General features: G+C 60.1%; 10 protein-coding genes. 7 read left to right on the forward strand and 3 right to left on the reverse strand.

The genetic code is table 11. The features are described 5' to 3' along the window. Positions 1-190: 190 nt before the first annotated feature. Positions 191-1,570, reverse strand: a complete 1,380-nt coding sequence (locus B723_RS30705) for an HD domain-containing phosphohydrolase (protein ID WP_017340596.1) — start codon at positions 1,568-1,570, stop codon at positions 191-193. 259 nt (positions 1,571-1,829) lie between these two features. On the opposite strand from B723_RS30705, the gene B723_RS30710 reads away from it, so the two are divergent. Genes B723_RS30710 through B723_RS30730 form a run of 5 tightly spaced genes read left to right on the forward strand, consistent with a single transcriptional unit; the run spans position 1,830 to position 10,180 of the window. Beyond that, positions 1,830-4,094 (forward strand): EAL domain-containing protein, encoded by a 2,265-nt coding sequence (locus B723_RS30710; RefSeq protein WP_031319099.1) that lies wholly within the window; start codon positions 1,830-1,832, stop codon positions 4,092-4,094. Further along, positions 4,091-5,965, forward strand: a complete 1,875-nt coding sequence (locus tag B723_RS30715) for a putative bifunctional diguanylate cyclase/phosphodiesterase (RefSeq protein ID WP_017340598.1) — start codon at positions 4,091-4,093, stop codon at positions 5,963-5,965. The genes B723_RS30710 and B723_RS30715 overlap by 4 nt, the downstream gene beginning before the upstream one ends. A 44-nt stretch (positions 5,966-6,009) precedes the next feature. Beyond that, on the forward strand, positions 6,010-6,969 hold the full coding sequence (locus B723_RS30720) for a cytochrome-c peroxidase (protein WP_017340599.1): 960 nt from the start codon (positions 6,010-6,012) through the stop codon (positions 6,967-6,969). Beyond that, positions 6,966-8,777 carry a DAHL domain-containing protein gene (locus tag B723_RS30725; protein WP_017340600.1) on the forward strand — a complete coding sequence of 604 codons (1,812 nt, stop codon included), beginning with the start codon at positions 6,966-6,968 and terminating at the stop codon, positions 8,775-8,777. The genes B723_RS30720 and B723_RS30725 overlap by 4 nt, the downstream gene beginning before the upstream one ends. Continuing rightward, complete coding sequence (locus tag B723_RS30730; RefSeq protein WP_017340601.1) at positions 8,774-10,180, forward strand: ATP-binding protein; 1,407 nt, start codon at positions 8,774-8,776, stop codon at positions 10,178-10,180. Before B723_RS30725 ends, B723_RS30730 begins: the two co-directional genes overlap by 4 nt. Positions 10,181-10,355: 175 nt before the next feature. Here B723_RS30730 and B723_RS30735 read toward each other — a convergent pair whose 3' ends face one another. Next, on the reverse strand, positions 10,356-11,681 hold the full coding sequence (locus tag B723_RS30735; RefSeq protein WP_008032234.1) for an APC family permease: 1,326 nt from the start codon (positions 11,679-11,681) through the stop codon (positions 10,356-10,358). 118 nt (positions 11,682-11,799) lie between these two features. Next, positions 11,800-12,621 carry a carbon-nitrogen hydrolase family protein gene (locus tag B723_RS30740; RefSeq protein WP_017340602.1) on the reverse strand — a complete coding sequence of 274 codons (822 nt, stop codon included), beginning with the start codon at positions 12,619-12,621 and terminating at the stop codon, positions 11,800-11,802. A gap of 126 nt (positions 12,622-12,747) precedes the next feature. Here B723_RS30740 and B723_RS30745 point away from each other — a divergent pair, with 126 nt between their 5' ends. Continuing rightward, the gene (locus B723_RS30745) at positions 12,748-13,548 is read left to right on the forward strand and encodes a helix-turn-helix transcriptional regulator (RefSeq protein ID WP_017340603.1); all 801 of its coding nucleotides are present in this window, start codon (positions 12,748-12,750) and stop codon (positions 13,546-13,548) included. Positions 13,549-13,758: 210 nt separating this feature from the next. Then, a complete protein-coding gene (locus tag B723_RS30750; protein ID WP_017340604.1) occupies positions 13,759-15,378 on the forward strand; it encodes an FMN-binding glutamate synthase family protein in 1,620 nt (539 codons plus the stop codon). The last annotated feature ends 13 nt before the right edge of the window (positions 15,379-15,391 follow it).

The raw sequence follows: 15,391 nt of genomic DNA on the forward strand, positions 1-15,391 counted from the left end.
AAATCTCTGCGAAACACGGCCCGCCTGAGCGCGAGCCTGGTGGCGAGGGGATTTATCCCCGTTCGGCTGCGAAGCAGTCGCAAACTAAGTGGATGCGGTTTGTCTGAGATACCGAAGTCACAGGTTTGGGGCCGCTTCGCGACCCAACGGGGATAAATCCCCTCGCCACAAAAGCTCGCTCCCACAATGATCAGTGCAAGGCGTCGGAAGTCTCCCCCCCCTCGAGAATCGCGCCGTTCACGTCTTCCGGCACCTTCACGAAAATGCTGTATTTCGCCCCTTCCATGGCTTCGAAGGCGATCAGCTTCTCCACCAGCGGTCCATTCAATACCTTGCCGGCATTGAGCAGCAGCATGCCGTTGTCGGCATTGAGGTTGCGCGCCAGGATCATCCCCGCTGCCAATTCCCGGGTGGTGATGACCTTGACCGCCGGATCGGCCAGAGAAACATCGCTCAGGTAGGCGGCGCACACCTGAATGAAATCCTCCACCATCCCCGGGTCATAGAGTTTTCCGGCATAGCTGCGGATATACACCAGCGCCTCATCGCTGTTCATCTGCCGTTCCAGGATCAACCCGCGCTGCAACTCGATGAAATCCACCGCCAGCTTCAGTAACCGCGAACCGACGGGAATCGCTTCACCCTTGAGCCGGTCGGGAAAACCGCTGCCGTCCCAACGCTCCTGATGGTGCAGAATCAGACGGGCGGCATCCTTCATCGGATCGAGCGTCATCAACAGCGATTCGCTCTGCTTCGGGTAATTGCGGTAACGCTCACGATCATTGTGATGCAGCAGGTCCGCAGGGGCGGTCATCATGCTGTCGGTCCAGCTGAGCTTGCCGATGTTGTAGAGCGCCGCGGCCATGGTCAGGTCGCGACTGGTGCCCGCATCCAGGTCATGGAGCTTGCAGTACACCCGCACCAACTCGATGATCTGGCGGTTGGTCTGTTTGGCCGGCGGCATGCGCAGGTTGGCCAGCAGCGAGAACATCTCGGTGCCGGTGACGTAGCTGTGCTTGAGCTCCTCATAGGCCAGGTCGAGCATGTCGGCGGTCTGCTGCAACTCGGCAGTGCGGGAGGCGACGCGTTTGTCCAGGGTGGTGTTGAGCCGCCTCAATTCCTGGTTCTGATCCCACGTTTCCTGGACCAGACGCAACCTTTCACGTTCGGAATGCTGGTACGCGAGTGATTGCCGCAATATCAGCAGCATTTCCTCATCGTGCCAGGGCTTGCTGATGTAGCGATGAATCTGCCCCTCATTGATGGCTTTGATAATGGCTGACGGGTCGGCATAACCGGTGAGCATGATCCGCACGGTATCGGGATAGAGCTGGTGGATATGGGCCAGCAGCGTGGCACCGTCCATGTTGGGCATGCGTGCATCGCTCATCACCAGATCGATGGACTGTTGCGCCATGATTTCCAGGGCCTGGGCGCCGCTGGTGGCCAGCAGCACGTCGTAGGGCTGGCCGCGTAACAGGCGACGCAGGCTGTTGAGAATGGGTTCCTCATCATCGACCAGCAACACCTTGGGTTTATAGACGGACGTCGCGGGGAGTTGCTCTTCCATGGCATTACCTCAGGCGAAAACGGGTACAGCATCATGTCGGAATCCGGGCAAACATCCGCTATTGCCGGATCCTGACCTTCAGGCTAGATGATTTTCGTGCCATCACCGCAATGATTCGTTTCAGTCAGTTGCGCGAACTCTGGTCCGGGCGACTATGCTCTGGTGACTCGGATCCATAATCTGTACGTTCGGCCAGGTGGTCAGGGAAAAGGATGACCCTTATGAACACTGCGCATCAAACCGCTGCCGGTCCAGGGATCTGGCGATGAATACGCTGCTGGCGCGAACCAACCGGCGAATTCTCATCGTCGACGACACGCCTTCAATCCATGAGGACTTCATCAAGATCCTCAGCCCGCCATCGTCCGATGACGACAGCCTGACCAGCTCGGAGCAAGCCCTTTTCGGCACTGCGGTGACGGCCACACTCCAGCGTTTCGTACTCGACTCGGCCTTCCAGGGCCTCGAAGCGCTGGACAAGGTCGAAACGGCCCTGGCCAACGACATGCCCTACGCGATGGCGTTCATCGACATGCGCATGCCACCGGGCTGGAACGGCCTGGAAACCATCGAACGCTTGTGGCAAGTCGACCCCAAGTTGCAAGTGGCGCTGTGCACGGCCTACTCCGACTATTCCTGGGAAGACATCGACGAACGCCTGGAGCTGGGCGACCGTCTGCTGATTCTCAAGAAACCGTTCGATGCGATCGAAATCCGCCAGATGGCCAGCGCGCTGACCGCCAAGTGGCAAATGACCGAAGATGCGGAGCTGAAGATGTCGCTGCTCGAGCAAGCGGTCGAGGAGCGCACCCGGGAACTGTCCGATGCCAACATCATCGTGCAGAACAGCCCGACCATTCTGTATCGGCTGCGGGGCGAACCGTCGTTTCCGCTGATGTACATCTCGCACAACATCACCAAGTACGGGCATGTCGCGGCGAAACTGGTCGCCTCGGCCAATTGGGCCCGGGAGTTGATACATCCCGAAGATCAATTGAAGGTCGACACCGCCATGGCCCGGGTGCTGGACCGCCACGCTGCCGGCGCCTCCATCGAGTTCCGGATGCGCACCGGCAACGGTGACTGGCGCTGGGTGGAAAACCGCTACATCCCGGTACGCGACGACGAAGGCCGCCTGCTGGAAGTCGAAGGCATCATCATCGACGTCACAGAACGCAAGGTGGCCGAAGAGAAAATCTTCCTGCTGGCGCGCACCGACGGACTGACCGGGCTGGCCAACCGCGCCACGCTGATCGAGCGGCTGCACCAGGCCTTCGCCGCCGCACGTCGCGGCGCGACGCCATTCGCCATGTTTTACCTGGACCTGGACCACTTCAAACGCATCAACGACACCCTCGGGCACCCGGTGGGTGACTTGTTGCTGCAAGAAGTGGCCCGGCGCATCAAGGCCTGCGTGCGGGAAAACGATGTGGTCGCCCGCCTCGGCGGCGACGAGTTCGCGATCCTGCAGCTGGACGTCAGCGACCCGACCCATTCCGCCGCCCTCGCCACCAAGGTCCGGGATGCACTGGTGCTGCCCTACTCCCTGGCCAGCAACGATATACGGGTATCGGTCAGTATTGGCATCAGCAGTTACAGCCCGACCATCACCAGTGCCGACGGCATGTTGACCCAGGCCGACATGGCGCTCTATCGCTCCAAGGAAAAGGGCCGCAACCAGTACCACTTCCATTCAGAGGAGATCAATCAGGAAGTGGTCGAACGCATGACCATCGCCAGCGAGTTAAGAGAGGCCATCGAACACAATGAACTTGAACTGTGTTACTGGCCGGAAGTCGACCTGACCAGCGGCAAGATCCTCGGAATGGAAGCGCAGGTCACCTGGAACCACCGCGAGCGCGGTTTGCTGGAAGCCACTGCGTTCCTGCCCGCCGCCGAAAAGACCGGCACGATCATCGCCCTCGGTCATTGGGTGCTGGATCGAGCCTGCCGGCAAATGCGCCAGTGGCGGGATGAAGGTGTCGCGCCACCGGTGATTGCGATCAAGCTGTCCCTGGCCCAGCTCAAGAGCGGCCCCGAGCTCATCTATGACGTGCTGCGCACCACCGCACGCTGGGAGCTCTGCGCCGCGGACCTGCGGTTCGATGTCACCGAAGCGACGCTGGCCCAGACCAAATGGACCCACAACGACGTGTTGCCACGCTTGCGTGACCTGGGCGTGAAGATCGCCATCGACGACTTCGGCACCGAGTATTCTTCGTTCGATTACCTCAAGACCTATCAGGTCAATCACCTGAAACTCGCCCAAGCCTTCATCGACACAGCCGCTCGCGATCCGTCCAGTGCCAACACGTTGCGCGCCATCATCAACTTCGCTCGGGATGTCGGGATCGGCATCATTGCCGAAGGCGTCGAGACCCAGGAACAGCGCAGTTCGTTGATGGCCACCGGGTCACCGATGAACGCCCAGGGTTTTTTCTTCAGCAAGGCCGTCAGCAGCCAACAGGCTGCCGAGTTGCTGAAAGCCGGGAGAATCATGCCGTCCACGGAGGACAAAGGATGAAAACCCCTTTCGTGCGGACCAACCGGCGCATCCTGATCGTCGACGACACGCCCTCGATTCATGATGATTTCCGCAAGATCCTCGGCGCCGAAACGGAAGGTGAACTGAGCCTGGCCGGCACTGAAGCAGCACTGTTCGGCACGCTGCCGATGGAACGGCTGACGTTCCAGCTCGACTCGGCCTATCAGGGGCAAGAAGCCCTGGAGCTGGTAAAACGCGCATTGGCCGAAGGTCACCCTTACGCCCTGGTGTTCACCGACATGCGCATGCCTCCGGGCTGGGACGGGCTGGAGACCATTGAACAACTGTGGAAGGCCGATCCACACCTGCAAGTCGCCTTGTGCACGGCGTATTCGGATTACACCTGGGAAGCCATGGCCGAACGGCTGGAGTTTGGCGACCAGATGCTGGTGCTGAAAAAGCCCTTCGACAGCCTGGAAATCCGCCAGATGGCCAGCGCCCTGACCTGGAAATGGCAGATGGCTCAGGACGCGGCGATGAAGGTGCTGAGCCTGGAGCAAACCATCGAAGCGCGGGTTCACGAATTGCTCAAGGTGTCTCATTTGTTGCAGTACGACGTGTTGACCGAGTTGCCCAACAGCACGTTGCTGGGTGACCGGCTGAACCAGTCGCTGGCGTTGTCCCGACGCCATGACAAGCAACTGGCGGTGATGTTTCTGGGGCTTGATCGCTTCAAGCGCATCAACAATGCCCTCGGCCATCCGGCCGGTGACGAAATGTTGAAACAGGTCAGCCGCAACCTGGTGGCCACCGTGCGCGAGTCAGATTCGGTGTTTCGCTATGGCTCCGACGAATTCGTGGCGATCCTCGCCGATATCCGCCATCCCCAGCAGACAAAGGGCATCGCCGAAAAACTCTTGAACGCCATTCGCGCCCCCCTGCACATCGCCGGGCATGACCTGAGCGTGACCGCGAGCCTGGGCATCAGTATTTATCCCGATGACGGTTTCGACGCCATCGAGCTGATCAAGAAAGCCGAAACCGCGATGCGCAACATCAAGGAAAGCGGTCCGAACGATTTCAGTTTTTTCATTGATGAAATGAACAAGCGGGCCCGGGATCAGCAAAGCATCGAAACCGGTATTCGCCTGGCGCTGGAGCGCAATGAGTTTGTCCTGCATTACCAACCCAAACTGGATCTGGGCAGCGGCATGGTAGTCGGCGCCGAGGCCTTGATCCGTTGGCAAAGACCCGGGCACGGCCTGGTCTATCCGTCGGATTTCATCGCGGTGGCCGAAGACAGCGGCCTGATCGTCCCGCTGAGCAAATGGGTGCTTGCCGAGGCCTGCCGACAAGCCTGCGCCTGGCAAGCGCGCGGGCTGCCAAATCTCTGCATGTCGGTGAACATGTCAGCCATCGATTTCCGTCAGCGGGACTTTGTCGATGGCATCGAACAGATCCTCGAACAGACAGGCCTGGAGCCGTCCTTGCTGGAGCTGGAGATCACCGAAGGCGTGTTGATGCAAAACATCGAGACCACCGTCAATTCCCTGAACCGACTCAAGGCGCTGGGTGTGCGTCTGGCCATCGATGACTTCGGCACCGGCTATTCCAGCCTGAGTTACTTGCAGCGTTTTCCAATCGATGTACTGAAAATCGACCAGTCGTTCATTCGCGGCTTGAGCAACGACAGCAACGACGCTGCCCTGGTCAGCGCCATCATCAGTCTTGGGCGCAGCCTCAAACTGACCATCATCGCCGAAGGCGTGGAAACCCTCGAACAATTGAATTTCCTCAGGGCCCATCATTGCGAGGAAGGCCAGGGTTACTACTTCAGCAAAGCCGTGGAAGCGGACAGCTTCGTGCAGTATCTGTGTTCCGTGAAACCTGCTCCATTTACCGCCACGTGAACGATGCGTAACGACACATGGGCTATTAGCCAAGGAATCATCAGATGTCGCCATCCATTCACCACCAGCTCCTGGTGCCGCTGCTCGGATTCTGTCTGAGCGCGGTCGCGGCACCGCTGGATGAACCGCTTAAACCACTGCCTCCGGTGCCACAACAAAACCCGCTGCGGGTCGAACTCGGTCGCCAGTTGTTCAATGAACCGCGCCTCTCAGTCAACAACACGCTGTCCTGCGCCAGTTGTCATCATCTGGACAAAGGGGGTGCCGATTCCGTACCGTTTTCCATCGGCTTCAACGGTGTGCCGGTGACGATCAACACCCCCAGCGTGTTCAACGCCACCCTGAATTTCAGGCAGTTCTGGAACGGCCGCGCCAACTCCCTGGAATCCCAGATCCATGAAGTGGTGAAGAGCCCCAGCGAAATGGGCAGCAACTGGGAGCACGTGGTGCAAGTGCTGTCCGCCGACCCTGCGTACCACAGCGCATTTGGCAATGCCTACCCGGACGGCGTGACCATGAACAATGTGCAAAACGCCCTGGCCGCCTATGAACGTACGCTGCTCAGTAGCAACTCGCGGTTTGATCAATACCTGCTGGGCGACACCGACATCCTCACGACCGAGGAAAAATACGGTTACCAGCGTTTCAAGGACTACGGCTGCATCGCCTGCCATCAAGGCGTGAACATCGGCGGCAACATGTTCCAGAAGTTCGGCGTCATGGGCGATTACTTCAAGGTTCGCGGCAACCCGACCGACACCGACCAGGGTCGCTATCTGGTGACCGGGGAAGAAGAGGACCGCAATGTGTTCAAGGTACCGAGCCTGCGCAATGTGGCAGTAACCGCACCGTACTTTCACGACAGTTCGGCCAAGACCCTCGAAGAGGCCGTGGACGTGATGTTCAAGTTCCAGCTCGGGCGCATTCCTTCCGCCGAGGACAAAACCCTGATCATCAAATTCCTCAAGACCCTGACCGGTGAATGGGGAGGCAAACCCTTATGAAAATGTCACGCCGTCGCAGTCTTGCCCTGCTGGGGGCCGTCGCTTTGTTGCTGGCCTCGACGCTGCTGTTCCTGTACATCAAATCGAATTCGAACCAGACATCGACCTACGCCGAATCCCGTGACCTGATCGGTCGCATCAAGCAGTTGAACGCGCAATGGGAAACCGAGATCCTCAAGGCCCGGATCACCATCAACCACAATTACGATCCGCTGGTCACGCCGCTGATCGAGATGACGCAGCTGTGGGAGCGGTTCGATACCCTGGAATCGAACCACGGCCGCAACGATTCGCCGATCTGGCGTGCCAGCCATGAAACGTACCTGACCGCCGTCCAGGAAAAGACCCGGCTGGTGGAGCAGTTCAAGTCCCACAACGCTGTGCTGCGCAACTCACTGGCGTTCCTGCCCACCGCCGAGGACGATATTCAGGAGCAGTTGGCCCGGCTGGTCGATGGCGACAAACTGCAACTGCAGAACATCGCCACCGACACTTACGATCTGCTGCTCAGCAGTCTGGAGTTCGCCCAGGTCACCTCCGACGACAGGGCCGCGGACATTTTGGTCGGTCTGAACAAGCTCGGGGTGAACAAGTTGCGCCTGCCCGAACAGTTTCACAGCCCGATCGATATTTTAAGCAACCACATTTCACTGATTCTGCGCGAACAGCCGGTGGTCAACCGTTTGCTGGAAAACATCGAAGCGATTCCCGTCGCCGAGCGTCTGGACGACATCACCAGCCTGTTGAACACTGACCAGCAACAGGCCGATGCGGTCGAGCAGCGCTACCACTTTTACATGTTGGTGTTTTCAGTGCTGCTGGTCCTGTTGCTGGTGTACCTGGCGATTCACCTGATGCGCAGTTTCACCACCATCAATCGCGTCAACAAGGCCCTGAAAACCGCCAATGACGAACTGGAACTGCGCGTGGAAGAACGCACCCGCGAGCTCAAGGATACCCAGAGCGAACTGCTCGACACCGCACGCCAGGCCGGCATGGCCGAGATCGCCACCAATGTGTTGCACAACGTCGGCAACGTGCTCAACAGCGTCAACATTTCGGCCGATCTGGTCAGCCGCAAACTGCGCGCCAGCAAGGCCCAGGGGTTGGGCAAGGCCATGCAGCTGATCAACGAACACCCGGATGACCTCGGTGCCTTCCTGACCCGGGACGAGAAAGGCAAATTGCTTCCCGGTTACCTCAATCAACTGGTGGAGGCCATCGCGCTCGAACAACAGAGCATGACCGACGAACTCGCGCAGTTGAGCAAAAGCGTCGACCACATCAAGGACATCGTCGCCACCCAGCAATCCTACGCGGGCGCCAACAATCTGATGGAGCCGCTGCACATCAGCGAATTGCTCGAGGACGCCCTGCGCATGAACGCCGGTGCGCTGACCCGGCATCACGTCAAGGTGGTCAAGGAGTACGGCGAGGTGCCGCAGGTCATGGGCGACAAACACCGCTTGCTGCTGATCCTGATCAACCTGATCAGCAACGCCAAATACGCCATGTCCGACCTCAGCAACCGCCCGCGGCAAATGACCCTCGGGGTCAAAATCGTCGACGACGCGACACTGCAAGTCAGCGTCAAGGATGACGGTGAAGGCATTGCCCCGGAAAACATGACGCGCATCTTTGCCCACGGTTTTACCACGCGCAAGGAAGGTCATGGCTTCGGCTTGCACAGCTGTGCCCTGGCCGCCATCGAAATGAACGGCCACCTGACCGCCTACAGCGACGGGCCGGGCAAGGGCGCGCAGTTCACCCTGCAGATCCCGCTGAAAACCGTCACGGAGGAAGCATGAGCGAACAGTCGAACCGGCGCATTCTGCTGATCGACGACACACCGTCCATTCATGAGGATTTCCGCAAGATCCTGACGCCGACGCCGGTGCCGACTGTCGAGCTGGACGCGATGGAAGCGGCGCTGTTTGGCAGTGAACTGAAATCCACCCGCGCCCTGTTCGAACTGGATTCGGCGTATGGCGGGCAAGAGGGCCTGGGCAAACTCAAGGATGCCTTGCAGGTAAAGCATCCCTATGCGCTGGCCTTCGTCGACATGCGCATGCCGGAGGGCTGGGACGGCGCGAAGACGATTGAGCATTTGTGGCAGGAAGACCCGCGCCTGCAAGTGGTGGTGTGCACCGCATATTCCGACTATTCGTGGGACGACCTGCTGGACCGGTTGCAGGCCCATGACCGGCTGCTGATTCTGAAAAAACCGTTCGACAACATTGAAGTCCAGCAGATGGCCAACACCCTGCTGACCAAATGGGACATGACCGAACGGGCCTTGGTGCAGATGAGCCACCTGGAGCATCTGGTGGATCAACGCACGGCCCAGTTCAAACAGGCCAGCGAGGCGTTGCAGCGGGAAATCGACGAGCGCAAACAGCTTGAGTCACAACTGGTGCAATCGGAGAAACTCGCTTCACTGGGGCAACTGGCGGCCGGTGTCGCCCATGAAATCAACAACCCCATCGGTTTCATTTCCTCCAACCTCGGCGCCCTCGATGGCTATTTCAAACAGCTGCAGGAAATGCTCGACGCCTACCGTGATGCGGAAAAGGCGATGGGTTCCAGCGAACTGGTCGAGCGTTTGCAACAGCTTCGTGACCGGGTGGAACTGGAATTCCTGCGCGACGACATACCGTTGCTGATCAAGGAATCCAAGGACGGTATCAACCGCGTCGGGCAGATCGTCAGGGACTTGAAGGACTTCTCGCGGGTGGATTCCAACCAGGAATGGCAGTGGGCGAATCTGCAAAACGGCATCGAATCGACGCTGAACATCGTGGCCAATGAACTGAAGTACAAGGCCGATGTGGTGAAGGACTATCAGGCCCTTCCCGATATCGAATGCCTGCCTTCGCAGATCAACCAAGTGATCATGAACCTGATCGTCAACGCGTCGCAGGCCATCGGCGCGGAACGCGGCACCCTCACCCTGCGCACCGGGTCTGAAGGGGAAACCGTATGGATCGAAGTCGCCGACACCGGCACCGGCATCCCGCCGGAAAGCCTGCAGAAAATCTTCGACCCGTTCTTCACCACCAAACCGGTCGGCCAGGGGACAGGGCTGGGGTTGTCCCTGTCCTATGGCATCGTGAAGAAACACCGGGGGAATATCCTGGTGCGCAGTGAAGTCGGCGTTGGCAGCACTTTCCGCGTCGAATTGCCGATCCACCAATCAAAACCGGCGGCCTGAACACACCCCCACATGTGGGAGCGCCCCCTTGTGGCGAGGGAGCTTGCTCCCGCTGGGTCGCGAAGCGGCCCCAAAAGCATTGCGACTGCTACGCCCGGACGCGGATCGGCCGGCGGGAGCAAGCTCCCTCACCACAAAAGGCTCGCTCCCACAGGGTTCTTCATCAATCCGGTGGTCAGGTGGCTTCCTGAAAATCCATCTCCGGTGGCTGACGACGGAATCCGCCCGTCAGCACCGCCAGGTACACCACGCCAATCGCCAGCCAGCTCAGCCCCAGATAGATCGCCAGGTGATCGAGGCTGACCATCAGCCACAAATCCGCCGCCAGGCCTATGAACGGGAAGATCAGGAACAGCACCAATTCACGCAGGCCTTTCTTCTCGCCGCCGATCCAGTAGTGAAAGATCACCGACAGGTTCACCAGACTGAACGCCAGGAACGCGCCGAAGTTGATGAAGGAAGTCGAGGTGGTGACGTCCAGTTTCAGCGCCAGCAACGCTACCACTGCGCACAGCAGGATGCTGTTGATCGGCGTCCCGAAACGTTCATGCAACGTACCGAAGAAGGATTTCGGCAGCACGCCGTCCCGGCCCATGGCATAGAGCAGACGCGAACCGCTGGCCTGAGCCGACAGCCCCGAGGCAAATTGACCGACGATCAGACCGATCAGGAAGATCGACACAAACAGGTCGCCACCGATGTTGCGGGCAATTTCATAGGCCGCCGAATCGACGCTGTCGAACTGGAACGACGGGTGCGCAATCTGCACGAAGTACGACACGCCGACGAAGATCAGCCCGCCGATCAGGGTAATCAGCATGATCGCCCGCGGGATGGTACGGCGCGGGTCGCGGGTTTCTTCGGTGAGGGTGCTGACCGCGTCGAAACCGAGGAACGAGTAACAGGCGATAGCGGCACCGCTCATGATCAGTGGCATCTGCATGTCACCGTTGAAGAACGGTTTGACCGACCACAACGGCGTGCTCGCATCGCCGCCGACGTAATGCACGCACAGCGCAACGAAGGCGATCAGCACCAGAAACTGCACCAGCATCAGCAAGGCGTTGATACCGTTGGCCAGTTTCAGGCCGACGATGTTGATCGCGCTGGTGATGCCGATGAACGCCAGCACCCAGATCCATTGCGGCACCGCCGGGAACGCGGAGTTGAGGTACGCCGCGCCGATCAGCCAGATCGCCATCGGCAGGAACAGGTAATCGAGCAGCACCGCCCACCCGGCGATGAAACCGAGTTTCGGGCTGATCGCCTTGCGCACATAACTGTACGCCGAGCCCGCCACGGGAAATGCCGAAGCCATTCGGCCGTAACTCATGGCGGTGAAGAACATCGCCACCAGCGCCGCGAGGTACGCGGCCGGCACCATGCCAGCGGTGGATTGAGCAAGGATGCCGAACGTGCCGAGCACAATGATCGGCGTCATGTAGGCGATGCCAAACAGCACCACCGACCCTAACGAGAGGGTGCGTTGCAAACGAGCCATGAGCGACTACTCCGGATTTTATTGGATTTATGGCAGAGCCGAGTTCGGCGCAAATTACGGGTGTTGCGTTTGTTGTTTTGAAGTTTTTCAGATGAATTGTGGGGCGCCGCAAAGATCTTCAGCTCCGAGGAATCAACAGCTCCCGAAGTCCAGAAGCATGTTCAACCCTCTCCCCCGGCAACTTCAGCCGCTGATCATCCAGGTACCGATAATCCTGTCGCGCCGCTTCCAGCTGACTGAAGTCCAGCTCCACCGCAAACTGCCCTTCATCGCGTCCGGCCTCGAACAACAGCGTGCCCAGCGGATTCACCAGCGCACTGCCACCGGCGAACAGCAACCCGCCATCGCCCTCTTCCACCCGGTTGACCATCAGCGCAAATGCCTGGTTTTCCTGGGCGCGGGCCATGATGGCGGTACGGTGAGTCGGGCCGTACGGGTCCATGTTGCCGTTGGTGACGATCAGCAGTTCGGCGCCCAGTTGCGCCAGGGCGCGGGCGGTTTCCGGGAACTCGATGTCGTAGCAAATCAGCAGGCCGACCCGCACGCCATTCCACAGGCACGTGGCGTAGCGGTCGCCCGGCTCGTACACACCGCGGTCCGACGCCCACAGGTGCGTCTTGCGATATGTCAGCGCGATGCCTTCAGGGGTGATCAGCAACGTGGTGTTGAAGAAGCGACCGTTGTCGTTCTCGGCCGTACCGATCACCACGGCGATGTTGCGCTCGCGGGCAGCGGCGACGATCGCGCTGACGGTGGGGCCGGTCAGGGGTTCGGCGACCGCCGCGACGGTCTCGGCGGACGGGAAGCCCATCAGATGGCTTTCCGGAAACATGATCAACTGTGTGTCGCTCGCGCAGGCAGCAATGGCCGCCAGCGCGCGTTCGAGGTTGTAAGCCGTGTCGTTGTCACGGCCCGCCAGTTGGGCGAGTTCGACCTTCATGGGTAGTCCTTGTTCTGGTGGCCGGGCGGCAGAAAGATTGCCCGGTCGTTGTCTGTGCGCCAGTATGCGCAGCAAGCAACCGGCCAGGGAATCACGCGGCCGGGGTAACCCGATAGGGGTAGACCCATGACACTCTCGTTAGACGACATCGCCTGGCACCGTTCGGTCGGGCAACTGATCGACGCCCTCGACAAGCCCAATTTCTGGACGCAGCTGGTGCGCCTGCTGGATCAGTACGTGCCTTTCGACAGCTGGGTGGCGCTGCTTTTCAGCGCCGACCAGCACCCGCAAGTGTTCGCCGAATGCCCGGGCGAGGACGGCAGCCCGGATCAGTTGTTCCAGGATTACCTGCGCGGCTTGTACCTGCTCGACCCGTTCTACATCGCCTGCCGCGAGCAGTCGCGCACCGGGCTCTATCGCCTCTCGGAAGTGGCGCCGGAGCACTTCGAGCTGACCGAGTATTACCAGCGCTACTTTCGTCTGAATGTGGTGGCCGACGAAATCCAGTTCAATTGCCAGCTCGAGGGTGACCGTACGCTGTGCCTGTCGTTGGGCAGCAAGCAGCGTTTCAGCAGTCAACAGATTGCCTTGCTGTCGTTGATTCAACCGTGGGTGCTCGGCCTGTTGCGCCAGCGCCTGCCTTACGAAATCAACGAAGTCGTGGCCCTCGCGCCGGCGCCGGTCCAGGGTGACTGGCGCGTTCAACTGGAAGCTTCGGTGCAGCAACTCAAAGGTGCACAACTGACCGCGCGCGAGCTGGATGTCGGACGCTTGATGCTCAGCGGTTGCTCCAGTAAAGAAATCGCCCGTAAGCTGGAAATCTCTGTTGAAACCGTGAAAGTCCATAAGAAACACATGTACAGCAAACTGGGGATCAAATCCCAGTCCGAGCTGTTTTCGATTTTTCTCCAGGCCCAAAATGCCTGACAACCGCTGCGGCGCCGCAAACGCCTGTGGCGAGGGAGCTTGCTCCCGCTGGGCCGCGAAGCGGTCCCGATACAGGCACCGCGTGCAGCCAGACAGAACCCGTCAGCAGGTTTTGCGGTTGCTGCGCAGCCGAGCGGGAGCAAGCTCCCTCGCCACAGAACTTGAACAGCATTGCCAAACAATGACCGAGTCCGAACCCAAGGAAACCGTATGAGCCTGTCACTCCTGAGCCGCTACGCCTTCTTTGCCGCTTGTGTGATCTTCACCCTCGCCAGCCTGCCGTTCCTGGCGCACGACTGGCTCTGGCCGATCACCGCCGTCACCGGCGTGCTCAGCCTCGTGGGCCTGTTCGATCTGCTGCAAAGCCCCCACGCCGTGCGTCGCAATTACCCGATCCTCGGCAACATCCGCTATCTGGTGGAGGGCATCCGTCCGGAAATCCGCCAATACCTGCTCGAGTCCGACAGCGACGCCCTGCCCTTCTCCCGGGCCCAGCGTTCGCTGGTCTATTCGCGCGCCAAGAACGAAAGCGCCGACAAACCCTTCGGCACGTTGATCGACGTGTACCAATCGGGTTTCGAATTCATCGGCCACTCCATGCGCCCGGCACCGTTGAGTGACCCGAGCAGTTTCCGCACCCTCGTCGGTGGCCCGCAGTGCACCCAGCCGTACTCGGCATCGGTGTTCAACATCTCGGCCATGAGTTTCGGCTCCCTCAGCGCCAACGCCATTCGCGCCTTGAACCAGGGCGCCAAGCTCGGCAACTTCGCCCACGACACCGGCGAAGGCAGCATCAGCGCCTATCACCGGGAAAACGGCGGCGACCTGACCTGGGAGCTGGGCAGCGGCTACTTCGGTTGCCGCACCGCAGACGGGCGCTTCGATCCGGAACGCTTCGCCGCACAAGCGCAGACGCCGCAGGTGCGGATGATCGAAATCAAGATGTCCCAGGGCGCCAAACCGGGCCACGGCGGGATTCTGCCCAAGCACAAAGTCACCAAGGAAATCGCCGAGACCCGCGGCATCCAGATGGGTGAAGACTGCATCTCGCCGTCGCGGCACAGTGCATTCTCCACGCCAATCGAACTGATGCACTTCATCCAGCAATTGCGTGAACTGTCCGGCGGCAAACCGGTGGGCTTCAAGTTCTGCCTCGGCCATCCGTGGGAATTCATGGGCATCGCCAAGGCCATGCTGGAAACCGGCATCCTCCCGGACTTCATCGTCGTCGATGGCAAGGAAGGCGGCACCGGTGCGGCGCCTGTGGAATTCACCGACCACATCGGCGTGCCGATGCGCGAGGGCCTGCTGTTCGTGCACAACACGCTGGTGGGCCTGAACCTGCGGGACAAAATCAAACTCGGCGCCAGCGGCAAGATCGTCAGTGCCTTCGACATTGCCAGCGTGCTGGCCATCGGCGCCGACTGGGCCAACTCGGCGCGCGGCTTCATGTTCGCCATCGGTTGCATCCAGTCGCAGTCGTGCCACACCAACAAATGCCCGACCGGCGTCGCCACCCAGGACACCTTGCGCCAGCGCGCCCTCGTCGTCCCGGACAAGGCCCAGCGCGTGTTCAACTTCCACCGCAACACCCTCAAGGCACTGGCGGAAATGCTCGCCGCCGCCGGCCTCGAACATCCGTCGCAGTTGTCGGCCAAGCACCTGGTGCGGCGCATGTCGGCGACCGAGATCAAGCTGTTCTCGCAGCTGCATGTGTTTTTGAAACCGGGGGAATTGCTCACCGGCGAGGTCAACGGCGAGTTTTATTCGCGGATGTGGCAGATGGCGCGGGCGGACAGTTTTGAACCGAATGAAATGGCAGCAGCTTGAGTCCAACGGGGCG

It is taken from the genome of Pseudomonas fluorescens NCIMB 11764 (assembly GCF_000293885.2).
Classification (GTDB): domain Bacteria; phylum Pseudomonadota; class Gammaproteobacteria; order Pseudomonadales; family Pseudomonadaceae; genus Aquipseudomonas; species Aquipseudomonas fluorescens_B.